Source organism: Pseudomonas kilonensis, assembly GCF_001269885.1.
GTDB lineage: Bacteria > Pseudomonadota > Gammaproteobacteria > Pseudomonadales > Pseudomonadaceae > Aquipseudomonas > Aquipseudomonas kilonensis.
Genome location: NZ_LHVH01000020.1, coordinates 61,478 through 84,219 on the forward strand (window position 1 = coordinate 61,478; position 22,742 = coordinate 84,219).

At 61.9% G+C, this 22,742-nt stretch carries 22 protein-coding genes; 6 read left to right on the forward strand and 16 right to left on the reverse strand.

Annotated elements, in window-relative coordinates; all coding sequences use genetic code 11:
• Positions 1–33: 33 nt before the first annotated feature.
• The 3 genes from AD662_RS13930 to AD662_RS13940 all read right to left on the reverse strand — a co-directional run bounded on the left by AD662_RS13930 (position 34) and on the right by AD662_RS13940 (position 5,789).
• On the reverse strand, positions 34–1,773 hold the full coding sequence (locus tag AD662_RS13930) for a dipeptidase (RefSeq protein ID WP_018613403.1): 1,740 nt from the start codon (positions 1,771–1,773) through the stop codon (positions 34–36).
• A 330-nt stretch (positions 1,774–2,103) separates the two neighbouring features.
• Positions 2,104–4,104: a peptidase U32 family protein gene (locus AD662_RS13935; protein WP_018613401.1), complete on the reverse strand. Its 2,001-nt coding sequence runs from the start codon at positions 4,102–4,104 to the stop codon at positions 2,104–2,106.
• A 116-nt stretch (positions 4,105–4,220) separates the two neighbouring features.
• Positions 4,221–5,789 carry a sensor domain-containing diguanylate cyclase gene (locus AD662_RS13940; protein ID WP_033062923.1) on the reverse strand — a complete coding sequence of 523 codons (1,569 nt, stop codon included), beginning with the start codon at positions 5,787–5,789 and terminating at the stop codon, positions 4,221–4,223.
• A gap of 127 nt (positions 5,790–5,916) precedes the next feature.
• On the opposite strand from AD662_RS13940, the gene AD662_RS13945 reads away from it, so the two are divergent.
• A complete protein-coding gene (locus AD662_RS13945; protein WP_053179523.1) occupies positions 5,917–6,375 on the forward strand; it encodes a metallophosphoesterase family protein in 459 nt (152 codons plus the stop codon).
• Positions 6,376–6,381: 6 nt separating this feature from the next.
• Here the strand turns inward: AD662_RS13945 and AD662_RS13950 are convergent, their stop codons facing one another.
• From AD662_RS13950 to AD662_RS13960, 3 genes are all read right to left on the reverse strand, one after another.
• Entirely contained in the window at positions 6,382–7,284 is a 903-nt protein-coding gene (locus AD662_RS13950) for a sugar phosphate isomerase/epimerase family protein (RefSeq protein ID WP_018613397.1), read from the reverse strand.
• Positions 7,285–7,459: 175 nt separating this feature from the next.
• Positions 7,460–8,629, reverse strand: a complete 1,170-nt coding sequence (locus tag AD662_RS13955) for a Gfo/Idh/MocA family protein (RefSeq protein ID WP_018613396.1) — start codon at positions 8,627–8,629, stop codon at positions 7,460–7,462.
• A gap of 18 nt (positions 8,630–8,647) precedes the next feature.
• Positions 8,648–9,568, reverse strand: coding sequence for a TIM barrel protein (locus AD662_RS13960; RefSeq protein WP_018613395.1), 921 nt, complete (start codon positions 9,566–9,568; stop codon positions 8,648–8,650).
• Between the two features lie 127 nt (positions 9,569–9,695).
• Between AD662_RS13960 and AD662_RS13965 the strand changes: the two genes are divergently transcribed.
• From AD662_RS13965 to AD662_RS13975, 3 genes are all read left to right on the forward strand, one after another.
• Complete coding sequence (locus AD662_RS13965; protein ID WP_033062921.1) at positions 9,696–10,751, forward strand: LacI family DNA-binding transcriptional regulator; 1,056 nt, start codon at positions 9,696–9,698, stop codon at positions 10,749–10,751.
• 73 nt (positions 10,752–10,824) lie between these two features.
• Positions 10,825–11,391 carry a chalcone isomerase family protein gene (locus AD662_RS13970; RefSeq protein ID WP_018613393.1) on the forward strand — a complete coding sequence of 189 codons (567 nt, stop codon included), beginning with the start codon at positions 10,825–10,827 and terminating at the stop codon, positions 11,389–11,391.
• Positions 11,392–11,449: 58 nt separating this feature from the next.
• Entirely contained in the window at positions 11,450–11,755 is a 306-nt protein-coding gene (locus AD662_RS13975; RefSeq protein ID WP_024617111.1) for a DUF6482 family protein, read from the forward strand.
• 21 nt (positions 11,756–11,776) lie between these two features.
• Here the strand turns inward: AD662_RS13975 and AD662_RS13980 are convergent, their stop codons facing one another.
• The 8 genes from AD662_RS13980 to AD662_RS14015 form a co-directional block, all read right to left on the reverse strand.
• On the reverse strand, positions 11,777–12,265 hold the full coding sequence (locus AD662_RS13980) for a DUF2878 domain-containing protein (protein WP_018613391.1): 489 nt from the start codon (positions 12,263–12,265) through the stop codon (positions 11,777–11,779).
• The gene (locus AD662_RS13985) at positions 12,265–13,533 is read right to left on the reverse strand and encodes an SAM-dependent methyltransferase (protein ID WP_033062920.1); all 1,269 of its coding nucleotides are present in this window, start codon (positions 13,531–13,533) and stop codon (positions 12,265–12,267) included. Before AD662_RS13985 ends, AD662_RS13980 begins: the two co-directional genes overlap by 1 nt.
• Positions 13,496–14,320: a DUF1365 domain-containing protein gene (locus AD662_RS13990; protein ID WP_018613387.1), complete on the reverse strand. Its 825-nt coding sequence runs from the start codon at positions 14,318–14,320 to the stop codon at positions 13,496–13,498. The genes AD662_RS13985 and AD662_RS13990 overlap by 38 nt, the downstream gene beginning before the upstream one ends.
• Entirely contained in the window at positions 14,317–15,564 is a 1,248-nt protein-coding gene (locus AD662_RS13995) for an NAD(P)/FAD-dependent oxidoreductase (protein WP_018613384.1), read from the reverse strand. Before AD662_RS13995 ends, AD662_RS13990 begins: the two co-directional genes overlap by 4 nt.
• A 3-nt stretch (positions 15,565–15,567) precedes the next feature.
• Positions 15,568–16,323, reverse strand: coding sequence for an SDR family NAD(P)-dependent oxidoreductase (locus AD662_RS14000; protein WP_018613382.1), 756 nt, complete (start codon positions 16,321–16,323; stop codon positions 15,568–15,570).
• Positions 16,320–16,742, reverse strand: coding sequence for a nuclear transport factor 2 family protein (locus AD662_RS14005; protein WP_014339204.1), 423 nt, complete (start codon positions 16,740–16,742; stop codon positions 16,320–16,322). The genes AD662_RS14000 and AD662_RS14005 overlap by 4 nt, the downstream gene beginning before the upstream one ends.
• A 146-nt stretch (positions 16,743–16,888) precedes the next feature.
• On the reverse strand, positions 16,889–17,965 hold the full coding sequence (locus AD662_RS14010; protein WP_018613380.1) for an alkene reductase: 1,077 nt from the start codon (positions 17,963–17,965) through the stop codon (positions 16,889–16,891).
• Positions 17,966–18,016: 51 nt separating this feature from the next.
• Positions 18,017–18,856, reverse strand: coding sequence for a pirin family protein (locus AD662_RS14015; RefSeq protein WP_018613378.1), 840 nt, complete (start codon positions 18,854–18,856; stop codon positions 18,017–18,019).
• 121 nt (positions 18,857–18,977) lie between these two features.
• Between AD662_RS14015 and AD662_RS14020 the strand changes: the two genes are divergently transcribed.
• Positions 18,978–19,892, forward strand: a complete 915-nt coding sequence (locus tag AD662_RS14020) for a LysR family transcriptional regulator (RefSeq protein ID WP_018613376.1) — start codon at positions 18,978–18,980, stop codon at positions 19,890–19,892.
• 134 nt (positions 19,893–20,026) lie between these two features.
• Complete coding sequence (locus AD662_RS14025) at positions 20,027–20,644, forward strand: hypothetical protein (RefSeq protein ID WP_018613374.1); 618 nt, start codon at positions 20,027–20,029, stop codon at positions 20,642–20,644.
• Positions 20,645–20,867: 223 nt separating this feature from the next.
• Here the strand turns inward: AD662_RS14025 and AD662_RS14030 are convergent, their stop codons facing one another.
• Both AD662_RS14030 and AD662_RS14035 read right to left on the reverse strand, forming a co-directional pair.
• Positions 20,868–22,070, reverse strand: coding sequence for an NAD(P)/FAD-dependent oxidoreductase (locus AD662_RS14030; protein WP_053188083.1), 1,203 nt, complete (start codon positions 22,068–22,070; stop codon positions 20,868–20,870).
• A 236-nt stretch (positions 22,071–22,306) separates the two neighbouring features.
• A complete protein-coding gene (locus AD662_RS14035) occupies positions 22,307–22,681 on the reverse strand; it encodes a response regulator transcription factor (RefSeq protein WP_053188086.1) in 375 nt (124 codons plus the stop codon).
• Positions 22,682–22,742: the final 61 nt, after the last annotated feature.

Sequence of the window (22,742 nt, forward strand, 5' to 3'; positions counted from 1 at the left end):
CAAGCTCCCTCGCCACAATGGATCACACGCGCCTTAGAGCTTCGGCAACTGCCCGATCCGCCCCATCATCTCGGTCACGATCTGCAAGTCCAACAGGAACTGCTCGACCGTCTTGAACTCGTTGTCGTTGTGACCGGTGTACTTGACGTCGGGCATGGCCAGGCCGAACTGCACGCCATTGGGCAAGTCATGAACCGAAGTGGCGCCGGCAGAGGTGCCGTATTTGTGTTCCATGCCCAGGTTCTCCGTGGCGACGGCCAGCAGCGCCTTGACCCATTCGCCTTCGGGGTTGCGGTACATCGGCTCGTCAATGGAGGCGTCGAAGGCGACGGCGACCTGGGATGTCTTGGTCCAGGCAGACAGCTTGTCGGTGATCTCAGTCTTCAGTGCCTCGGTCGGCTTGCCAACCGGAACCCGCAGGTTGACCGCCAGCTTGAAGGTCTTGTCATCCATCCCGACGTAGGTCAGCGTGGCGGTCAGCGGCCCCATGAACGCGTCGGAAAAGCCGATGCCCAATTTTTTGCCCAGGTAATCCAGGCCCCAGTTGTCGGTGGCGTAGCGCGCGGCGTCGGTGATGTGGTTGTGCTTGAGCGCGACTTTGCCGTCGAGGCCGTTGATGAACACCAGCATCCTGGAGACCGGGTTGACGCCTGACTCGGGCTCGGAGGAGTGGGCCGAGACGCCAGTGAAGGTCAGCTTGACCGTGTTGTCGGCCACTTCGCTTTTTGCCTCAAAGTCGCCGCCATTGGCCTTGGCATAGGCTGTACCGGCCTTGAGTAGGTTGGCGGCCAGTTCGGTGGGCTTGTCGGTGACAAAGGTCGCCACCGACGTCGACGGGATCTGGTTGGTCGCCATGCCACCGGTGAGCGCCGTTATTTCCGCGCCCTTGCCCTGTGCCGCGCGGCGCGGGAAATTGGCCATGACGGTGCCATAGCCTTTCTCGGCAATCACCACGGGGTAGCCGCCGTCCAGTGCCAGGTTGTAGTTGGGCGTCGGGTTGCGTTCGAAATAATAGGGGATGGCGTCGCCGGTGGTTTCCTCGGTGGTGTCGACCAGCAGCTTGAAGTTGCGCGCCAGCGGCAGTTTCTCTTCCTTGATGATCTTCATGGCATAGAGCGCGACCACGATGCCGTTCTTGTCGTCCTCGGTACCGCGGCCATACATGCGGTCGCCCACCAGGGTGACCTTGAACGGGTCGAGGCGGGTGCCATCTTTCAACACCCAGTTTTCCGGCGTTACCGGCACCACATCGGCATGGGCGTGAATGCCGACGACTTCGTCGCCGCTGCCTTGGAGGGAAATCTCATAGACGCGGTTGTCGACATTGCGGAAGTTGAGGTTGAACGCCTCGGCCAGGCTTTTGATCTTGTCGGCGATCTTGAGGAATTCCGGGTTCTCGTGCTGGGCAACGCCGTCCTTGCGAAAGGTCGGGATGGCGACCAGTTCCTTCAGTGTCTCGGTGGCCGCCTGGCCGTATTTCACTCGGGCATAGAGGCCCAGCAGGCGATGGATTTCATTCTGCTGTTCAGTCGAAAGGGTTTTGTTGCCTTGGAACGCGCTGATGGCCGGGCCGAGGTTGGCGGTTTTGCCCAGGTCGCTCTTGGCCACATCGGCCAGGAATTGTCTGAAATCGGTGACTGAGGTGTCGGAGAAGGTTTTGACGATGGCTGCGCCCTGTTGGGCGGTGATGTTGGCGAAGGCTGGTGTGGTGATCGAAGCGAGGCTGGACAACAGCAGGGTGGCCACGGCCAGGTGTTTGAGCGAGAAGTCCATTGCTGGGCATTCCTTTGCAGGCGGTAGGAGGGAAGTGTCTGATTTGATGACACAAACCTTTACAACCTAACAGGCGATTGTGGGGCAGGGGAGTCTGGCGAGGGGAATTTGTCGCACAGTGAGGCAAAAACGGCGCAGAAATGAAAAATCCATTCCAATCACCCAACATTCAGTGTGGGAGCGGGCTTGCTCGCGAAGAGGCCAGCACATTCAACATCATCGTCGACTGTTATGCCGCCTTCGCGAGCAAGCCCGCTCCCACAGGGGATCTGTGGTGGATGCCAGTTTTGTTAACACCCACTCCCACAGGGGAAGCGGGTGGGTATTGGTTTAATGCGGTGCGCGGGGGATCGTCTTGAGCAGGTCTTCAGGGCTGATATGGCCGACCACGGGTTGCGCGGTGCTGCCGGGCAATGGCAGGTCGAGGATGTGCCCCTTGATCTTGCCGACCACATGCATTTCGCAGGGTTTGCAGTCGAACTTCAGCGTCAGCACTTCATCACCGTGTATCAGCTGCATCGGTGCCACCTTGGTGCGTACGCCGGTGACGCCCTTGGCCTGCTTGGGGCAGAGGTTGAACGAGAAGCGCAGGCAGTGCTTGGTGATCATCACCGGCACTTCACCGGTTTCCTCGTGGGCCTCGAACGCCGCGTCGATCAGCTTGACGCCGTGACGATGATAGAAGTCCCGGGCCTTCTGGTTGTAGACGTTGGCCAGGAACGACAGGTGCGACTCCGGGTACACCGGCGGCGGGCTGGTCTCGGCCTTGCGGCCACCGCGTGGGTGGGCTTCGATGCGGGCGGCGGTCAGGGCCTCGATGGCTTCGCGGCGCAAGGCCTTGAGCTGCGAGTTGGGGATGAAGAACGCCTGGGGCGCATCCAGCTCGATCGCGGTGGCGTGGTATTCGGTGGTGCCCAGTTGGCCGAGCAGGTCGTGCAACTGCTCCAGGGCCTGTTCCGGCTTGTTGGCCACGCCAAACGGCCCATCCAGGGCGACGCTGGCGCTGATGCCTTCCTCGCTGGTGGCGGTCAGTTCCAGGCGCGCTTCACGCAGGCGTGCAACCCAGGCCAGGCCCACGCGGCGTTCGGAGGAGGTCTTGAGCAACGCTTGCTGCCAGTTGTGGTCCAGGTTGCGGCTCAACGGGTGGTTGGGGCGCAACTGGTACATGCCGGCCGGCATTTCGTTGGGCTCGACGCGGTAGCGGTAACGCTTCTGGCCATCCTCTTCGAACTCACCCTTGGGCTCAGCGATGTTGGCGCGGAAACCGACGACTTCGCGCTTGACCAGCACATTGAGGCCGTCGCCGTTGGACAGCGGGTCGAAGGTCACCACTTGCAGGTCGCGCTTGCCGACTTTTTCCACCACGCCCACCGGCACGCCGGTAAAGGTCGGCGAATCGAAGGCGCCGATGTCGATCTTGCGTTCGCTGACGAAATAGTCGGTGCTGCCACGGTGGAAGGTCTTGTCCGGGTCGGGGACGAAGAAGTGCGCGGTGCGGCCGCTGGACGCGCGGGCCAGGTCCGGACGGTCTTCGAGGACATCGTCCAGGCGCTGGCGGTAATAGGCGGTGATGTTCTTCACATAGCCCATGTCCTTGTAGCGGCCTTCGATCTTGAATGAACGCACGCCGGCTTCGACCAGGGCGCGGATGTTGGCGCTCTGGTTGTTGTCTTTCATCGACAGCAGGTGTTTTTCGTAGGCGACCACCCGGCCTTGGTCGTCCTTGAGGGTGTAGGGCAGGCGACAGGCCTGGGAACAGTCGCCACGGTTGGCGCTGCGGCCGTTCTGGGCGTGGGAGATGTTGCACTGGCCGGAAAACGCCACGCACAGCGCGCCGTGGATGAAGAACTCGATGGCCGCGTCGGTCTCGTCGGCGATGGCGCGGATTTCCTGCAGGTTCAGCTCACGGGCCAGGACCAGTTGCGAGAAACCGGCCTGGTCGAGGAATTTTGCCCGGGCCAGGGTGCGGATGTCGGTCTGGGTGCTGGCGTGCAGCTCGATGGGCGGGATATCCAGCTCCATCACCCCCAGGTCCTGGACGATCAACGCATCGACACCCGCATCGTATAACTGGTGGATCAGTTGGCGGGCCGGCTCCAGCTCGTTGTCGTGCAGGATGGTGTTGATGGTCGTGAACACACGGGCGTGGTAGCGGTGGGCGAACTCCACCAGCCGGGCAATATCGCCCACCTCGTTGCAGGCGTTGTGACGCGCGCCGAAACTCGGGCCACCGATGTACACGGCGTCGGCGCCATGCAGAATGGCCTCGCGGGCGATGGTCACGTCGCGGGCGGGGCTGAGCAATTCCAGATGATGTTTGGGCAAGGACATTTTTTTAGTCAGGCTGGTCACGGTCGAAGCGCGCATTGTAGCCGCCAGGCGCCTTACAGGCACCTGTGGACTTGGGTTTGCACGATCCTGACCGATGCGCGGCGCTCCCGCCGGGTTCACTCCGGTGTCGAGCTGGCGCTGCACCAACGGTTTCGCCCTGTGTTCTTGGCCAGGTACAAGAAGGCATCGGCGGCCCTGATCAGCATGGCCGGGGTGACGTCCTCTCCGCTCGGCTGGCAGGTGGTGACACCGGCGCTGATGGTCACAATGCCCAAGGGATGGTCGCCATGTTCAATGTTCAAGGCCCTGACGGCTTCGAGGATTTGCTGCGTGACCTTGGCGGCACCGGCGCTGTCGGTGTTGGGCAGCAGCACGGTGAACTCTTCACCGCCGTAGCGGACCGCCAGGTCACCCGGCCTTTTGATGGTCTGCCCGAGCGCGGCGGCAATCGCCCGTAGGCAATCGTCGCCAGCGGCATGGCCGTATCTGTCGTTGAAACGCTTGAAGTAATCGACGTCGAGCATGATCAGGGCCAGGGACGAACCCTGGCGCCTGGCCAGGCGGATTTCATCGGCCAGGGCAATATCCAGCCGCCTGCGGTTGCCCAGCCCGGTCAGGCTGTCGGTCAGCGCCATGTCGCGCATGGCCTGGTGCGCAGTGCGAATCTGTTTCTCCATCGTCATCCGGTAGCGCAGCTGGCTCAACACGATGAGCCCGAAACCCACCAGTATCGCGATCAGGAAAATCAGCACCAGACCGGTCTTGAACAGGTCGCGGCGCCAGGGCGCGATGATCGATTCGCGGGACAAGCCGGCTTCCACCACCAGCGGGTAAGTGGTCAGGGCCCGGTAGCCGTACAGGCGCTCGGTGTCGTCGACGACGGCCCTGGCTTCGGCGATGCCCTGGTTGGAAGTGGGCAAGTGTTCCCTGAAGATCACGCTGTTCACGAGACTCTTGCCAATTACCGACGCGACGAAGGGCCGTCGGACCAGGATTGTTCCGTTGCGCTTGGCCAGGACCAGCGCGCCTTTGCCATCGATTTTGAAGTCGCCGTAGTAGTCGACGAAATAGCTGACCTTCACGGTCCCCAGCAATACGCCGGCAAACGAGCCATCGGGGTTGTTCAGGCGGCGGGAAATGGGAATGATCAGGTCGTTGGTGGAGCGGCTCTTGACGACGTCACCGATGCGCACGCCTCGATCCTCGTGGGTGCGGTGGTATTGGAAGTAGTCACGGTCGGCGTTGTTCGCCATTTCCGGGATCACTTCCTTGTCCGTCACCAGCCATTGGCCGTCCGGGCCATAGATAAACAACCCATGCAGTTGCGGCATGATGGCGGCCTGTTGCACCAATAGCTTATGGATGCGCGGGACGTCCATGTTCTGCAGGCCATCGCCCTCCACCCGTTCACTGAGGGCGGCGGTGACCACATCCACTTGTCGAATGGTATCTTCGGCGTGCTGGGCCGTCGCCCGTGCCAGGTTCGTCACCGAATCGCGGGCAGACGCAAAAGCGGCACGGTAATCGCGCCAGGTGCGCCAGCCTTCGACGGCCAGAAACGCGATGATGACCACCAGCATGAAACTCACGGTCAGTCGCAATGCTGCTCCAGCCCGTGTGCTCTGGGGAGAAAAGGCCTCATCAGTGTTTTCAATCTTTGGCTCTGGCCGTTTGCGTCCGAGCATCAACATTTCCTTTTACGACAGGTCTGCGCGCTATTGATGCGCAGCCTATCTTATTCGATTCCAGCACGTTAGCTCGCTTCGACGAGGCAGGTACAACCGGCGACACACGATTTGGGAGAAATATTTCATGAAGGTTGGCGTCATTTCCGACACCCACGGTCTGCTTCGCCCGCAAGCGCTGGCAGCATTGGAGGGGTGTGAGCGGATCATCCATGCCGGTGACATCGGCAGCCCCGGGATCCTGGATCAACTGGCGTCGATCGCGCCATTGCATGTGGTGCGCGGCAATAACGACCTGGGGGGCGATTGGGCTGGACCGCTTGCCGATCGCCTGCAGTTCGACCTGTGTGGATGGCAGGTCTTGCTGGTCCACGACATCGCCGACGTACAGGATTCACTCGATCCGGACGTGAAATGGGTGATCAGCGGCCATTCCCACAAGCCGGGCATCGAATGGCGTGGCGAGCGGCTGTACCTGAACCCCGGCAGCGCCGGCCGGCGGCGGTTCACGCTGCCGGTGACGCTGGCGTTGGTCGAGGTGAGTGCTAGTGCGATCGAGCCGCGGCTAGTCCGGTTGCTGGAATGAACATGCTTACTTGAAGTACTTGTCGACGTAGGACTGGATTTCCTTGCGCATGAAGCGTCCGGATTCATCCGCCCGTTCTTCCCAGCCGAACACGCAAGCGGTGACGATACCGTCGAAGCCGGTCTTGGCCAGCTCGCTGAAGAACAGGTCCCAGTCGATCTCGCCCTGGTGCATGTCCATGTGCTGGTGGACGGTGACCTTGGCGCCGGGCGGGTTGACGATGTAGCGCAGGCCGGACGAGGCCTTGTGGTTGTAGGTGTCGGCGATGTGGACATGGGCGATCATCGATCCGGCTTCGGCGATCATGGCTTTCATGTCATCGCCGAAATAGAAGGTATGCGGCGTGCAATAGAGGAACTTGACGTTGTCCGAGCCGAGGGTCTTGAGCATGTCGAGGGCCGGGTTCAGGGTTTCGCACCAGTCTTCGGGGTGAGGTTCGACGTTCAGCGTGACCCCCTCGCTTTCCAGGATCGGCACCAGTTCCTCCATCGAGCGCCACCAGGCTGCTTCGCTCGACTCATGGCTGTGCAGGCCGCCGCAGCAACTGACTTTATGCCCACGATCAGGCGACGGCCCGCGGCCAAACTCCGAGTTCATGGTGGTGCAACCCATTTCCACGGCGATCTGGATGGCCTCCTTCCAGTAGTTCACCGCTGCCCGGCGTTCGTCTTCGTGGGGGCTGGCCCAACGATACATCGGCAGCAGCGAGGCCAATTGCAGATCGTGGTCGCGCAGGGCTTTCTTGAACTCGGCGATACGTTCCTTGTGGGCGCGAGGGCGGACCCACCAGGGCAGGAAGTCTTCCCGTGGCGACAGCTCCAGGTACTGGTAGCCAAGTTCGGCGGTCTTGCGGCACAGGTCCGGCAGGCTCAGGTGGCGATGCATGTAGGGGTCGAGGGCGATTTTCATTGTTGTTCTCCTTAGGCAATGCTCATTACCTGTGGCGAGGGGATTTATCCCCGCTGGGGCGCGAAGCGGTCCCAAATGGATCTGCTACTACGGTGTATCAGGATGGAATGTCGGGGGCCGCTTCGCGCCCCAGCGGGGCGGTGCGACGTTTCGCTAAATCCCCTCGCCACAGGGGTCAATAGCCGACCCAGCTTGAATCCTGGTTGGCTGACTCCACACAGCGTTCGACCCAGCGCACACCTTCCACGCCGGCGTCGATGTCGGGGTAGCGCAGGGTGGCCAGCGCCTCGTTGTCGCCACGGTTCGCCGCATCCATGGCCAGGGCGAAGCGGCGATAGAGATTGGACCAGGCTTCGAACAGCCCTTCGGGGTGGCCGCCACCGATGCGGTCGTCCTCCAGCGCGTCGGCGTGCAGGTAGCCCATGCCGCGTTCCAGGGTCTGCGCCGGCTGGCCCTGGATCTCGAAGCTCAGTTGGTTGGGCCGCTCGTCCCACCATTCAAGGCTGGCCCGGGAGCCGATCACGCGGATTTTCTGCCCGTGCATGGACCCGGCATTCACGGCGCTGGACCAGACCATGCCCATGGCGCCGCCTTCGTATTCCATCAAGGTGTAGGCGTTGTCTTCCAACGGGGCGCGGCTGGCGACGAAGCTCTGTCGGCTGCACATCAAGCGTTTGATCTTGAGATCGGGCAGCATCACCTTGGACAAATACAACGGGTGCGTGCCGACATCCCCCAGCACGTAGCTGGGCCCGGCCTGGCGCGGGTCGACGCGCCATTGGGTAGCCTGGTTCTGCGCCTCCACCGGTGCGCTGTGAAAACCATGGGCAAACTGCATGTGCACCATGCGGATCTCGCCCAGTGCCTGTGCCGCGATCATCGCCCGGGCCTGTTCGATCAACTGGTGCCCGGCATAGCCGTAGGTCAAGCCCACGATGCGTCCCTTGGCGTGCGCCAGGCTGCGCAGTGCCTCGGCCTGTTCGAGGGTAAAGCACAGCGGCTTTTCGCAGATCACGTGCAGCCCGGCTTCCAAGGCCGCGCGGGTGATGGCGTAGTGGGTGCCGTTGGGCGTGGCGATCGACACCGCTTCAATCCCATCAAGGCGTTGTGCTTCCAGCTCGAACAGGCTGAGGTAGTCCGAATAGCAGCGCTGGGGGTCGATACCCAGTTGCTCGCCAAAGGCCCGGCCGCGTGCAGGGTCGATATCCAGCGCCGCGGCAACCAGTTCGAAATTCCGGTCGCGCAGGGCGGCCGAGCGGTGGATGTAGCCGATCTGGCTGTGCTCGCCGCCACCGACCATGGCCCAACGTATGGGCCGTGTGATTGTTTTGCTGCCGTTGATCATGACGTTGTCCTTGTGTGATCAGAAACCGATGCGGGCCAGGTAGGCGCGGCTGGCGGCCACGTCGTCGAGGCTGCTCCCGGCGTTGCGTGGGTCGCGCTCCTGTTCGACGGTGATGCAGCCCACATAACCCAATTCATGCACGAGGCTGTGCAGCGCCGGGTAATCGATGACGCCACGCCCGATGGGGCACATCACGCCGCGGGCGCAGGCGGCGAAGAAGCGGATGTGTTCGTTCAGCACCTGGTCGAGCACCACCGGGTCGATGTCCTTGAAGTGCAGGTAGTCCAGGCGATGGGCGTAGGTGCGCAGCGACGCGACTGGGTCCATGCCTGCGTAATAGAGATGCCCGGTGTCCAGGCACAGCCCGGCGACTTCATCGGGAATGTCGTCCACCAGGCGCGCCAACTCATCGGCGAACTCGATGTAGCCACCGGCGTGGGGATGGATGACGGCGCGGATGCCGTATTGATGCCAGGCGATGTCAGCGATGGCGCGGATGTGCGCCATCATCGTGTTCCAGCGAGCATCGTCCAGGCGCGGGGCGCGGTCCGAGTGACCGGCGGCGTAGTCGCGCACCTCGTGGCCCCAGTCGATGATTACCAGATACGGCCCGGCATGGCGCTGGCCGGCTTGCTGCGCCATGGGCGGCAGTTGTTTGAGCAGGGCGCAGATGTCGTGAGTCTGGCGCAGCAATTCAGGCAGGTTGGCGGGGTTGACCAAGTCGTCGAAAATCGTCCCGGCGACGATCTGGAGATCGTGTTCAGACAAGGCCTGAACAAGGGTTCCATCCAGCGGCAGGTAACCATAAGGCCCCAGCTCGATGCCGCGATAGCCAGCCTCGGCGGCTTCGCCAAGCACCCGGCGCCACGGTGGCAGGAACGGGTTCTTGACGTCGTCGACGCCCCAACAGCAGGGCGCTGTACAGATGTGAATGGCCATGGAAGTACTCCGGCTGTGTTTATTGTTATGGGCGGACCTGATGCTATTGCGTTGCCGGGGAGGGGGCTATGGGGCGTTGGCTTAATCTGTCAAAACCCCTCATGATGCCCGGCAGAGGTGTCAAAACATGTCAGAAAAGCCACGCCGAATGCTTCGCCCTACCATGGCCGATGTCGCCCGGGAAGCCGGAGTCAGCCTGTCTACTGTCGATCGGGTGCTGAACCTGCGCGCCGATGTGCGCGCCGACACCGCCCAACGCATTGCCGCGGCGGCCGCGCGGTTGGGGTTCCATGCCAAGGGCGTTATCGAACAGCGGGTGCTCAACGACCGCCCGACCTTGCGGCTTGGCTTCCTGTTGCAGAAAAGTGGTGTGCCTTTCTACCAGGGGCTTGCCCACGCGTTGTCGAACGCTGCCGCGACCTGCACGCGAGCACGGATTCGCGTGGTCATCGGCTACTTGGACGACCTCGACCCGGTCATCGTGGCGCAACGCATCCTGGCCCTGCGCGATCAAGTGGACGGGCTGGGCGTGGTGGCGGTGGATCATCCCCGGGTCCGGGAGGCGGTTGCGCAATTGCGCGAGACGGGTGTTTCGGTGGTGGCGCTGCTGTCGGAGCTGTCCAGCGCCAGCGGCACGGGGTATGTCGGGTTGGACAATCGACTCACGGGCCGCACGGCAGGCTGGTTCATCAGCCGTCTGGCGAGGCAACCCGGGGCGGCGGCTGTCATGCTCAGCAGCCAGCGTTTCCAGTGCCAGGAATTGTGTGAGCTGAGCTTTCGCAGTTATCTGGCCGAGCACTCCAGCGAATGGGAGCTGCTCGCATCGCGCCTGACGCTGGAGGACGATGAGTTCGCGTATGGCAACACGTTGGACTTGCTCAGCGCAGAGCCTGACCTGGTGGGGCTTTATGTGGCCGGTGGTGGCGTCGCCGGCGTATTGCGGGCCTTGCGTAGCCTCCAGGAACAGCGGATTCGCTTGCCGGTGGTGGTGTGCCACGACCTGACGCCGTTGACACGCGAGGCGTTGAAGACGGGCCTGGTCCAGGCGGTGCTGTCGCATCCTGTCGTGACCATGGCCGAACAGGCCGTCGAAGCCCTGGTCGAAGCGGCGACTGCTACGTCGCCAGGCCCGGCGCCGAGGCGGGTGGTGCCGCTTCAGATTGATGTGCCGGAAAGCGTGTAGCTGCACAAAACATGTACAAAACTAAAATTATGTACAAATATTAGGATTCCCTTGATAAGCGGGTAACGCCTTCATGGCCTGGTCGTTCGCGCTCAGGAAAAGCCTGATTGCCATAGCGCTTTGCATGTTTACGCTTTACTGCCCCCAAGTCTTGTCGGACTGGCGCGGCGTATTGCCAGGCACGCGTCTGGTTGGACAAGCCGATTTCGACTGGTATGGGTTCGACGTCTATCAGGCCAGGCTCTGGAGTGCGGCCGCTGCGCCAAGCCTGGAAACAGCGTTTGCTCTGGAACTCAATTACCGACGCGCCATCGACAAAGAGTCTTTGGTCGAAACGAGCCTGAAGGAAATGCAGCGTCTCAACGGTGCGCCCCTGGACGCCAAGCGCCGGGACGAATGGGCCGCGCAAATGCGCCGTGCCTTTATTGATGTGAAGCCTGGAAGTCGTATCACTGGCCTGTATCTGCCGGGGCAGGGCTGTCGTTTCTATGTGGGTGAAAAACTGTCTCTCGCGGTCACAGACTCGCTATTCGCCCGGGCATTTTTTGCCATCTGGCTCGATCCTCGAACTCGAGAGCCTGATCTTAGAAATCAATTGCTTGGAATCAAAACCTCAAGTGAAGGGAGAGATGAGCAGTGAGGCATTTTATGATGGCATTGCTGTTGATGCTGGGCCTGACCCATTGCGCAAACGTGCCATGAACTTGCAGGCGCTCACGGAGCTGGCTGTCGAGGGGCGAGTCCGCGAACTGGAGTTGTTGTCACTGGAGGGTGGCATCTACGTATTGCGCGCCCGACTGGACGGTGGCCTGCGTACGTTGCTCGATGAGTCGGGAAAGACTTTGCATATACGTTCCACCACCCATTTGCGTGAGCTGCTGCGTTTCGTCCCGCGGCTGCCCTGCACGCTGGTGCAACAGGTTGTCCATGATGAGATGTGTGGCCAGCGCGAGGGGCCGATCGAGCCGCTGCGCATGCCGCTTTTCCTCGACGAGCCCTGGTAGCGACGGCGTTCTGGGGCCAGTTCAGTTCGGCTCGGCCAGACGCAGCGCCAGGGTTAGCCATAACGCCCATAGCGGTGCCAGGAACAGGGCGGTGCCAACGACCCCCAGTGGCAAGGCGACGCCCGCCAGTGGCGCCCCCACGCAATAGGCCAGCGGACCACCGACCAAGCCCAGCAACACACCACGCGATACCGGCCGCCTGGCCCAGGCCAGGCTATGACGCAGGCCTGTGGCAAACACCAGCCAGAGCAGCGCCAGCCAGAGCGGCAGCGGGGTTTGCTTGAATATGAACAAGCCCTGCGTACCCAGGCTCCAGTCCAGCAGCATGCCACTGAGCCCGACACGCATCACCGCAAACAGCTCTGCCCGGGGAGCAGGACACAGCCACAGGTGGGCCAGCAATCCGATGACCACCAGCAACAGCCACCACGGGTCCTGTGCCCCGAGCACACAGCCCCACCAACCCAGTTGCAACCAGAGGGCATTGACGATCAGGCCGGTGCGGCTCATCACGTATCCTGGTACTCCAGCAGGGCGGTTCGACGGGCGCCGGGCCCGGCGAAGAGCAGTTGGGCCACGCCGATGGCACGCTCGATGAATCCACCTTCGCAGTAACACAGGTAGAACTCCCACAGGCGCTGGAAGGTTTCGTCGTAGCCCAACTGCGCCAAGGCCTGGTGCGATTGGCGAAAGTTGTCGTGCCAGTGCCGCAGTGTACGGGCGTAGTGCGCGCCGAAGTCCTCGAGATGCAGGAGGTTGAGCGGCGTCTGGGTGCTGGCAGTCTTCAGCAGGATCGACAGTGACGGTAACGCGCCACCGGGAAAAACATGGCGCTGGATAAAGTCCACCGAGCGTCGGGCCTGCTCATAACGCTGGTCGCGGATGGTGATCGATTGCAGCAGCATCAGCCCGTCGTCCTTGAGCAGCGCGGCGCAGCGCCGGAAGTACTCGGGCAGATAGCGATGCCCGACGGCTTCGATCATTTCAATGGACACCAGCTTGTCGTAGCGCCCTTGCAAGTCACGGTAGTCCTTGCGCAACACCTGCACCTGCTGTTGCAGGCCCAATTCTTCGACACGTCGACAGGTGTGGGTGTATTGCTCCAGGGACAGCGTGGTCGTGGTCACCTTGCAGCCATAATGGCTGGCTGCGTAGATGGCGAGGCTGCCCCAACCCGTGCCGATCTCCAGCAAATGGTCGCCGGGACGCAGGTCGAGTTTGCGGCAGATACGGGCGAGCTTGTTGAGCTGGGCCTCTTCCAGACTTTGTTCGGGGCTTTCGAACAGGGCGGCTGAATACATCATGGTGGGGTCGAGCAGGCGCTCGAACAGAGCATTGCCCAAGTCGTAATGGGCAATGATATTGCGCCGCGAACCCCGTCGACTGTTGCGGTTGAGCCAGTGCAGCCAGCGCAACAGCGGGCGGCCGATGCGAGCCAGGCCGCTGTCCATGGCATCGAGCACATCCAGGTTGGCGACGAACAGGCGCGTCACCGCCGTCAGGTCGCCGCTGCGCCAATAGCCGTGGACATAAGCCTCGCCAGCGCCGATGGAACCGTTGCACGCAACCATGCCCCAGACCGCGTCGTCGAGGATCTCGACCTCGGCCATCAAGGGGCTGGCCAGGTCACCGAAGCTCAATGGCTCGCCATTGAGTAGCAGTCGCAGGTGGCCGTGACGCAGGCGGCGCAACTGACCCAGCACGGCTTGCTTGAAAAACCCTCCGTTAAAGAGGTCGCAACTACCAGCCTTGGTAGCGCTCAGGGTCGGTTCGGGCATGATTGGGATCCTTGTGAGCGGTTTGACCCAGACTCAGGCCGTCTTCGCTGGCCTGATGGGCGTAGAGGGGCGTGCGTTTGAAAAGCAGGCGCAGGGCCTGCCAGTAAATGGCGCTTACGGTGCGCAAGCTCATCCAGGGGAAGGCCAGGACATGTCGGCGCAGCGAAGAGGCGTCGAGGGGGTGGCGCTTGAGTGCCAGGTCGGCCTCGAACACCTTGTGGCCGTCGCGCCAGTTCTCCATGCGTATGCGGATGTGCGTGTCCTGGACGAGGAATCCCATGTGATAGTCCATATCCCGAGGCAGGAACGGCGATACGTGAAACGCCTTGGCCACCCTGAAGGCACAGGACTCGCCGGGAGGCACCGGCAATACATAGTGATAGCGCTCGCGCCATGGGGTGTTGCGCACTTCGCAGAGGATCGCCGCCAGGCGCCCGTTGGCTTCATGGCAGAAATAGAAACTCACCGGGTTGAACGACAGGCCCCAACTGCGCGGCTGAGTCAGCAGGTGAATCGCCCCTTGGGGAGCGGCACCCAGGGCTTCGTTGAGGATCTGGCGCACGGCATCGACCAGGGGAACCCCAAGACGGGTGCGCGATGGCAGGTAGTCGCGCTCGCGCCAGCACAGGGGGGCCCAGGACCAGGGCCGTAGCAGGCGCGACAACCCCAGCATGTGTTCCTGTTCGGCGAGGTCCACGTAAAGCATGCCGATCCGATAGCGGAAGGCGTGGATTCGCGGCGTATGGCGCCGATGATCAATCCAGCCGCGACACACACTGCTGTTCAAAGCTGTTCTCCGAAATGCTTTGCCACGTCGAGGGCGCTGACCACGCCATCCTCATGGAAGCCGTTGGCCCAGTAGGCGCCGCAGAAATAGCTGTGCTGATGCCCTTGCAGATCACCTTGGCGGGCCTGGGCGGCAATGGCGGCGAGGCTGTACTGAGGGTGCGCATAATCGAAGCGCGCAAGCACCTTGGCCGGGTCGACCGCGTCGCCTTGGTTGAGGCTTACGCAGAAGATCACCGGGGCATCCAGGCCCTGGAGCAGGTTCATGTTGTAGGTCACCGCGGCAGGTGCTTGCGCAGGGCCACCGAGCCGATAGTTCCAGCTCGCCCAGGCCTGGGGTCGCAGGGGAAGCAGGCGGGTGTCGGTGTGCAGCAGCACTTCATTGCTGGCGTAGCTCAGGGCGCCGAGGACTTCACGCTCCGCCAGGCTTGGCGCCTCGAGCAGGGCGAGGGCCTGGTCGCTGTGGCAGGCGAACACCACCTTATCGAAATGCTCGGTGCCAGCGCTGCTGGTTACGCTAACCCCGGCAACGTTGCGACTGACACGCTGCACTGGGCAATTGAGCCGGATATGTTCGCGAAAGGCTGCGCACAAAGGCTCGATGTAGCCACGTGAGCCGCCCGCGATCACGCGCCATTGAGGGCGCTGATTGACCGACATGAGGCCGTGGTTGTGGCAAAAACGCACAAAGAACTCGAGCGGGAACTCCAGCATCCCGGCGGGCGACATCGACCAGATTGCTGCGCCCATGGGGACGATGTAGTGATCGATGAAACGTTGGCTATACCCTTGGCTGTGCAGGTAGTCGCCGAGCCGGGCGGTTCGGTCGATGCGCTGCGCCTGCAGGTCGGCGGTGGCCTGCCGATTGAACCTGAGTATGTCCCACAGCATGCCCCAGAACCCGGGCGAAAACAGATTGCGGCGGCGGGCGAACAGGCTGCGCAGGGTGTGGCCCTTATACTCCTGGCCGGTGGCCGGATCATGCACCGAGAAGCTCATTTCAGTGGGGCGAGATGCGACCCCCAACTGGTCCAGCAGACGGATGAAATTCGGGTAGGTCCAGTCGTTGTACACAATGAAGCCTGTGTCTACGCCATAGCGCTGCCCCTGCCAATCGACATCCACGGTGTGGGTGTGGCCACCGATCCTGTCGTCGGCCTCGAACAGGGTAATCTGGTGCCTGCGGGCCAACAGGTAAGCACATGTCAGCCCGGAAATGCCGCTGCCGATGATCGCGATGCGCATGCTTCAAGACTCCTTGGAAGGGCGTGCCAGGCGTTGGCCAAGGGCCAGCCGCCAGCGGGCGGGCAAATGCCCGAGCAGGCGCAGGACCAGCGTGAAGGACCACGGAAACGCAATGTCCAGCGGGCGCGCCGGCAGGCGGCGCGCGATATGGCGGGCGGCTCGTTGCGCCGACCAGCGCATGGGCATGGGAAAGTCGTTGCGTCGGGTCAGTGGCGTGTCGACGAAGCCGGGACTGACCAGGGTGACATCGATACCCTCGGCGGCCAGGTCGATGCGCAAGGATTCGATCAGATAACGCAGCGCGGCTTTGGACGCACCGTAGGCGCCGGCGCGAGGCAGGGCCAGCGAGGTGACCGCACTGCTCACCGCCACCAGATGTGGACGCTGGCCCCGGCGCAGCAAGGGCAAGGCGGCCTCCAGGCAATGGCAAGTACCCAGCAGGTTGGTGTTGATGAGCCGTTCGACCAGGCGGGTGTCGAAGTGGTCCGGCTCCAGGTATTCGCAGGTGCCGGCATTGAGGATCACCAGATCGAGCGCCCCCCAATGAAGGTCAATCTGCTGGCAGATCGTGGCGACCTGATGCGGGTCGGTCAGGTCGCCCGGTAGCACCAATATCTGATCTTGATAGCGTGTGGCCAAGGTCTCCAGGGGTTGGCTCCGGCGCGCGCTCACAGCCAGGAGATGCCCCTGTTCCAGAAGGACTGCCGCCAATGCCGCGCCAATGCCGCTGCTGGCGCCGGTCAGCCAGACACGGCTCATGCCAACCTCCGCTTGAGCCAGCGAATCACCGATCCAAACAGCGGCAGATGTTCGTAGAGCAGGGCGCCTGCGTCGAAAAAGTCTTGATGCAGGTAGATTCGATCATTCCAACGCAGATAGCTGCAGCCTTGCAGCGCGATGGGTGCTCCCTGCGCCAGGCGGGGGTGGCTGAAATGCAGGGTCCAGCGCAGATAGCCCTCTCCGGGACCGACTTCATCGAAGGCGTGGAAGTCATAGCGCAGGTTGCTGGCGTTGGCGTACAACTGGGCAAAGTAAGCGCGCAGGGCCGGCAAGCCTTCGATCCGGTGCAAAGGGTCTTGGAACTGTATGTCGGCGCTGTAGAGTTCATCGAGCTCAGCCAGGCGACTGGCGTCCAGCTCGGCGAAAGCGTGGGCGAAACGCTGGAGGTAGACGGACATGCATAGGCTCCGATTGTTGTACAGGAAATGATTCCTGTACAAGTTTTCAGAAGCCTACTGCACGCCTTGTACAAATTAAAGTTTTTTGTACAAGTAATTTCGCTATTTTGTACAAGTCCAAGCGAGGCACGCGCTGGACACTGGGGTCAAGCCCCGGCCAAGGTCGGATAGTCCGTATAACCGCGCTCGTCGCCCTGGTAGAACGTCGATGCATCAGGGGTGTTCAGCGCCTGGCCTCGTTTGAAGCGCTCCACCAGGTCCGGGTTTGCCAAAAACGGCGTACCGAATGCCACCAGATCTGCTTCTCCACGGCTGATGGCCGTGGCGGCGCGTTCGGCGCTGTAGCCGCCATTGGCAATGTACGTCCCGCCGAAACGGCGCTTGAGTTCCAGGAAGTTGAATGGGCCTTCGCCCAGTTCCACGATGTGCAGGTAAGCCAGGCCATAGCGGCTGAGCATTCTGGCCGTGTAGTCGAATGTCGCTTGCGGGTTGCTGTCGCTCATCGAGAAGTAGCTGAAGATCGGCGACAGGCGAACGCCGACGCGGCTGGCGCCGAAGACTTCGATCACCGACTCGACCACTTCCTTGAGCAAACGTGCACGGTTCTCGATCGAGCCGCCGTAGGCATCGGTACGTTGGTTGGTGCCGTCACGCAGGAACTGGTCGATCAAGTAGCCGTTAGCGCCATGAATCTCCACGCCGTCGAAGCCGGCCAGCTTCGCGTTGGCCGCGGCCTGACGGAAGTCGGCGACCACGCCGGGAATTTCATCGAGCTCCAGGGCCCGTGGCAGTTCATAGGGCTTGAGGCCTTCGGGGGTGTAGATCTCGCCATCGGCCTTGATTGCCGAGGGGGCTACGGGTTGGGCGCCGTTGACCTGCACCAACGGATGGGAAAGACGGCCTACATGCCAGAGCTGCAAGAATATCTGCCCGCCCTCGGCATGGACCGCGTCGGTCACCTGTTTCCAACCGGTAATCTGCTCAGGGGTAAAGATCCCTGGCGTTCTCAGGTAACCCTTGCCCTGGGCCGACACCTGGGAGCCTTCGCTGACGATCAGGCCGGCGCTGGCGCGTTGGCTGTAGTACTCGGCCATCAGGGGCGTGGCGGCATCGCCAGCACCTGCGCGGCTGCGGGTCATGGGCGCCATGATCATGCGGTTTTTCAGGGACAGCTTGCCGACTTGAGTGCGGGACAACAGAAGATCGAGACCGATGTCAGTCATGATTCACCTCTAAGGGATCGGGTATGAATTAGGGATTGAGTAGAGGGTCGGCTAAGCCAACCGACCCTCTTGTTGCAAAAGGGCGCCGATGCGCTGGATTTCTTTCTCGCCCTTTTCCAGGGCGGCCTCGCTGGTGTGCACCGAGTAGTAGCCCATCACCAGGTCATGGGGATGCTTGACCGCCGAACCGAGCACGAAGGAGGTCGCGCCCCGGGCAACGATGTCGATGGCCTCGCCGGACGCTTCGAATACCACCATTTCTCCGGCATTGACGTTGCCGCCAGCATCGAGACTGCCGCTGTTGACCGCCAGCCAGGCGACGGTGTGCCCGGCCGGTGGCGTGTAGCGCCAGTGCTCGTTGTCCTGCAACTGCACGGCGAGGTAATTCATGCCTGCTGGCGCCGCAACATTGCTGCGGGCTGCGCCGTATTGGCCGAGCAACACCAGCGCCGGACCTTCACGGGGGATCTCGGAGGGCGCCAGGTAGACGCTGTGGGCCGGGGCATTTTCTTCTGCCGCCGGCAGTGCAACCCAGAGCTGGAAGCCTTGGATCGGCGAACCCGCAACCGGTCGGGCGGTGTGCCATACGCCGTTACCGGCTTGCATCCACTCCATGCCACCGCTGGGCAACGTGCCGGACTGGCCCGTGGTGTCTTCGTAGATCACCTGGCCCTCGATCATGTAGGTCAGCGTGGCGATCCCGGAATGAGGGTGCATACCGAAACCTCTTTGCATGGCATCGGCGTTGAAGGCGAAGTGATCGAGAAACACGAATGGCTTGCAGAGCTGGCCCAGGTCACCTGGGCTCATGAGCCGGGTGATCGGCCCATGGCTGCTGCCGGAGGTGCGGTGGACGATGGCGCGGGGCGGTGCTGCGACGATGCTGTTCATGGGGTGCCTCCAAGTCTTGGGCGGTGGGCCTCGATGCGAGAAGGATAAGTGCCTGCCAATAGATTGATTAGTCGATACAATCGGATTGAACTCATCCACAAAACGAAGGAATGTGCGCGCCATGCTCGATCTCAACGATGTTGCGCTGTTCGTCCAGGTGGTCCGCAGCGGCAGCTTCGCCGAAGCCGCCAGGCGCTTGGGCATGCCTTCCAATACCGTCAGCCGACGGGTCCAGCAGTTGGAGGCGCAGCTTGAATCGCGACTTCTGCAGCGCTCGACCCGCAAACTCACGTTGACCCATGCGGGCCAGGGGTTTTATGAACGCTGTGTGGATGCGGTGGACGGCCTGATGGATGCCGGACAGGAACTGATGATGGGCAGCGAGGAGCCCAGCGGCCTGGTGCGCATCGCAGCGATGGCGGATTTTTTCGATTTTTTCCCGATGGAATGGGTGGCCGACTTTTTAGCCGCGCATCCGCGAGTGCAACTTGATTTCGTGCTCAGCGATGCCCGGGTCGACCTGATTGCCGACCGCATCGACGTGGCCTTTCGCGGCGGTCCCTTGCAGGACTCGGGGTATGTCGGTCGCCAACTGCTCAAGAACGACGGTGACGGCATGGTTGCCAGCCCCGCGTACATTGCCGCGCGCGGCGCACCGCTTTCGTTGCAGGACCTGGCTCACCACGACGGCGTGAGTTTCGCTCATCCCGGCGGCATGACCCATTGGCGATTCGTTGGCCCGGACGGCATCGAGGAACAGGTGCAGATCGCCAGCCGATTCCACGCCAACACCGCCCAGGCGCTGCGCAGGGCGACCGTCGCAGGCCTGGGCATCGCCGTGTTGCCGGGGGCGCTGAGCAGCCTCGACCTGGAAGCCGGAAGGCTGGTGCGGGTGCTGCCGCAATACCAGCGCATCGGCTTCGGCCTGAATGTGCTCTATCCGAGCCGGCGGCAGTTGCCGCTGGCGGTTTCGGCATTCATCGGGTTGGTGATGGAGAAGCTTGAGCTCAAGGCGTTTCCGGCGCGGATGATGTAGACAAGCCTGGGTGCTCCATTTTGCATTTTTCATCCCGGCGGCTAGTCTCACCTGCGTGTTCTGAGGCGCCCTTGAAACTCTGGACGAGTTCAGCTGTGGCCCCATGTCAACCCGATCAAGACAGGGATAATCTTATGCCGGTTGTTTTGCATCAGTTCACCGTGGCCATGGGCGGCGTCATGAACCCAGGTTATCTCGAAGCGTTGGAACTCGCCCGGCAATGCGCGACGCATGCCCATACCCAGGCCCTGCCGGGAGCTGGCATTGCCCACGGCTCCTGTTGGGCCGCATTGGCAACGGTGTCCAATCCGGGCGCAGGTTTTCCCTTGGGGAATGCGGTAGCGGGCGGGGCGGCCCTGCCTTATGGCGTGGTATTTGGAAATTCACGCTTTTCAATCGTTGGCGCCTTCGCTGTTGTGCCCGGCGCGCCTGCGGTCGGGTTTTCCGGTCATGCGGAGCGTAACGCCTTGGTGGTGGCGGGCGGCAATGGCTTGGTGCCCTATGGCCTTGTCGCGCCAAATGCCGGGGACTGGGTGATGTACGTTCAACTGCATCCCTGCCAATACTGCTTGCCATGGCTGCAAGGCGCCGGAGGCGGCGGACTGCTCAATCCTTTTGCGGGGCTGATCGCCGGGGCCCAGAACCTTCATGTCTGGTATCGGTGGGCACACAACCCGGTCGGGTGCGCAGCCAAGGACACCTGGAACGGCCTGCCCCTGGCGACCAAGCTCGCGCAGATCAATACCTGGTGAACAGACGCAGCGATTAGAGAAACAGGTGGGCGCGAGCCTGCTCGCGATGACGGCGGATCAACCAACATCAATGTTGATTGACACACAGCTATCGCCAGTAGCCTCGCTCCCATCGGTTTGGTGCTGGTTTTTCATCAAAAAAACGCCCGCCGAAGAATCATTGGCAGGCGTCTGGGAAAGACCGGCGCAGAAAGGAGAGACTGGCCGGAGTAGGCAGTAAGGGTCAGGCCACCGGAATCAAAGGGTCAGCCGCCGCCAGGGCCGCGGCGCGGTCAGCGGCGGGCGGGTAGATCCACACACTGTTAATCTGGGTCTTGAGATCCTTGGCTTCCTGCCCGACCAGCTTGAGTTGGCGATCCCAACCTTCGGTATACACCGCACCCCAGGCGCCCAGGTCCAGGCAGGTCACGTACTTGGGTTGGCTGTAGGGCATCGGCGCCACACCCAGCAGGTCGGCCGCGACGTTGTTGCCGGCGTAGCGACCCAGGGAGATGGCGTGCTGGCAAGACATCGCCGCGTAATTGCCCAGTGTGTCGGTGGCGGCATAGGCCACGTCACCGGTGGCGAATATGTCGTTTTGCCCCAACACTTTCAGATGGCCGTCGACGTGCAGGCGACCCTGGTGATCGCGGGTGCCAGGCACTTGCTGGGTCAGTGGGTGGGCACGGAAACCCACGGTCCAGATCACGGTATTGGACTCGATACGCTGGCCGTTCGACAGGGTGACACCGCCGGCATCCACCGAATCGACTGAAGCATTGAGGATCCATTCGATGCCCAGGTGATCGGACGCTTCGATCACGGAGGGGCGAATGCCGTCGCCCAACGATGCGCCGATCTGCGGCGCGCGATCCACCACGATGACCCGGATGTTCGCGTCCTCACCCAGGGCGGCCCGCAGACGGGTTGGCATTTCGGTGGCGGTTTCGATGCCGGTGAAGCCGCCGCCGGCCACCACCACGGTGTTGCGGGCTGGGCTGTCCGGCAGGTTTTTGAGGGACTTGATGTGGGTTTCGAGGCGCGTTGCCTGTTCGATCTCATCGACGTCGAAGGCATGTTCGAGCATGCCTTTGAGGTCGGGGCGAAACAGTTTACTGCCCGCCGCCAGTACCAATCGGTCGTAACCCAGGCTGCCCTGGGTGCCGAACACGTCCACGTAGCCGACCCGTTTGCCCTCGACGTCGATACTGCTCGCCGAGCCCTGTACGAACTTCACGCCCACTGCGTCGAACAGTCCGTCCAGCGGAGCCATCATGGTGTGGACGTCCGGCTCATAGAAACGAGGCCGGATGCGCAATTCCGCCTGGGGCGCCAGGACAGTAATCTGCACGTCATTTCGATCATGCTGGTCCAGCAGGCGGGCCGCGCTCAATGCGCTCCATACCCCGCCGAAACCAGCACCAATAACCAGAATTTGCTGTTTCATGATGTGCTCCCGAAGACAAAATCGATACGTTGAATGAATTAAACTTTTCAGCGTGACCGTGGCGCGAAGTACTCCAGAAATGCCTGGCTCCAATGTATTTACATCGAGCACATTCAGTTTCGGTTCGCTGTAGGAAATCTTATTGGCCGGGACTGTGTTTAACACTTCTACATAAGGTCATCGGACCCATGCTTGGGTAGGTGTGGTCTATACGAAGGTATGAGGGGGCGGTGCAGTCAAGCAGACCGGGCCAGTACCGATTCGATACAGGCGATCAATTCAGCACAGTCGAAGGGTTTCGGGAAAAACGCCACCGGCTCGGGCGTGCCAGCGCTGACACGCGGTGGCACGCCAGGGTATCCGGTGATGAAAATTATCGGGATATGAATGCCCAGGGTCGACAGTTGATCGTACATCTGAATACCCGTCATGCCGGGCATTTGTATATCCGATATCAGGCAGGCTGTATTTTCAAGTTCGCAGGAAGATAAAAAGTCCAAGGCGCTGGCGTATGTTTCAACCCGATATCCGTGGGAACGTAACAAACCATCCAGGGCAACTCTAACTGATTCATCATCATCAATAATTGAAATAATTGCGGTGTTGGACATGTCGATACCTGGGGTGATATCAGGTAGCCATAAAGGCGCCCGTTATCAGTGCAAGATACGC

Bases quoted from the DNA above. Each gene is read 5' to 3' on its own strand.
- AD662_RS13930 (WP_018613403.1), bottom strand. From the start codon at position 1,773: ATGGACTTCTCGCTCAAACACCTGGCCGTGGCCACCCTGCTGTTGTCC.
- AD662_RS13935 (WP_018613401.1), bottom strand. From the start codon at position 4,104: ATGTCCTTGCCCAAACATCATCTGGAATTGCTCAGCCCCGCCCGCGAC.
- AD662_RS13940 (WP_033062923.1), bottom strand. From the start codon at position 5,789: ATGCTCGGACGCAAACGGCCAGAGCCAAAGATTGAAAACACTGATGAG.
- AD662_RS13945 (WP_053179523.1), top strand. From the start codon at position 5,917: ATGAAGGTTGGCGTCATTTCCGACACCCACGGTCTGCTTCGCCCGCAA.
- AD662_RS13950 (WP_018613397.1), bottom strand. From the start codon at position 7,284: ATGAAAATCGCCCTCGACCCCTACATGCATCGCCACCTGAGCCTGCCG.
- AD662_RS13955 (WP_018613396.1), bottom strand. From the start codon at position 8,629: ATGATCAACGGCAGCAAAACAATCACACGGCCCATACGTTGGGCCATG.
- AD662_RS13960 (WP_018613395.1), bottom strand. From the start codon at position 9,568: ATGGCCATTCACATCTGTACAGCGCCCTGCTGTTGGGGCGTCGACGAC.
- AD662_RS13965 (WP_033062921.1), top strand. From the start codon at position 9,696: ATGTCAGAAAAGCCACGCCGAATGCTTCGCCCTACCATGGCCGATGTC.
- AD662_RS13970 (WP_018613393.1), top strand. From the start codon at position 10,825: ATGGCCTGGTCGTTCGCGCTCAGGAAAAGCCTGATTGCCATAGCGCTT.
- AD662_RS13975 (WP_024617111.1), top strand. From the start codon at position 11,450: ATGAACTTGCAGGCGCTCACGGAGCTGGCTGTCGAGGGGCGAGTCCGC.
- AD662_RS13980 (WP_018613391.1), bottom strand. From the start codon at position 12,265: ATGAGCCGCACCGGCCTGATCGTCAATGCCCTCTGGTTGCAACTGGGT.
- AD662_RS13985 (WP_033062920.1), bottom strand. From the start codon at position 13,533: ATGCCCGAACCGACCCTGAGCGCTACCAAGGCTGGTAGTTGCGACCTC.
- AD662_RS13995 (WP_018613384.1), bottom strand. From the start codon at position 15,564: ATGCGCATCGCGATCATCGGCAGCGGCATTTCCGGGCTGACATGTGCT.
- AD662_RS14000 (WP_018613382.1), bottom strand. From the start codon at position 16,323: ATGAGCCGTGTCTGGCTGACCGGCGCCAGCAGCGGCATTGGCGCGGCA.
- AD662_RS14005 (WP_014339204.1), bottom strand. From the start codon at position 16,742: ATGTCCGTCTACCTCCAGCGTTTCGCCCACGCTTTCGCCGAGCTGGAC.
- AD662_RS14010 (WP_018613380.1), bottom strand. From the start codon at position 17,965: ATGACTGACATCGGTCTCGATCTTCTGTTGTCCCGCACTCAAGTCGGC.
- AD662_RS14015 (WP_018613378.1), bottom strand. From the start codon at position 18,856: ATGAACAGCATCGTCGCAGCACCGCCCCGCGCCATCGTCCACCGCACC.
- AD662_RS14020 (WP_018613376.1), top strand. From the start codon at position 18,978: ATGCTCGATCTCAACGATGTTGCGCTGTTCGTCCAGGTGGTCCGCAGC.
- AD662_RS14025 (WP_018613374.1), top strand. From the start codon at position 20,027: ATGCCGGTTGTTTTGCATCAGTTCACCGTGGCCATGGGCGGCGTCATG.
- AD662_RS14030 (WP_053188083.1), bottom strand. From the start codon at position 22,070: ATGAAACAGCAAATTCTGGTTATTGGTGCTGGTTTCGGCGGGGTATGG.
- AD662_RS14035 (WP_053188086.1), bottom strand. From the start codon at position 22,681: ATGTCCAACACCGCAATTATTTCAATTATTGATGATGATGAATCAGTT.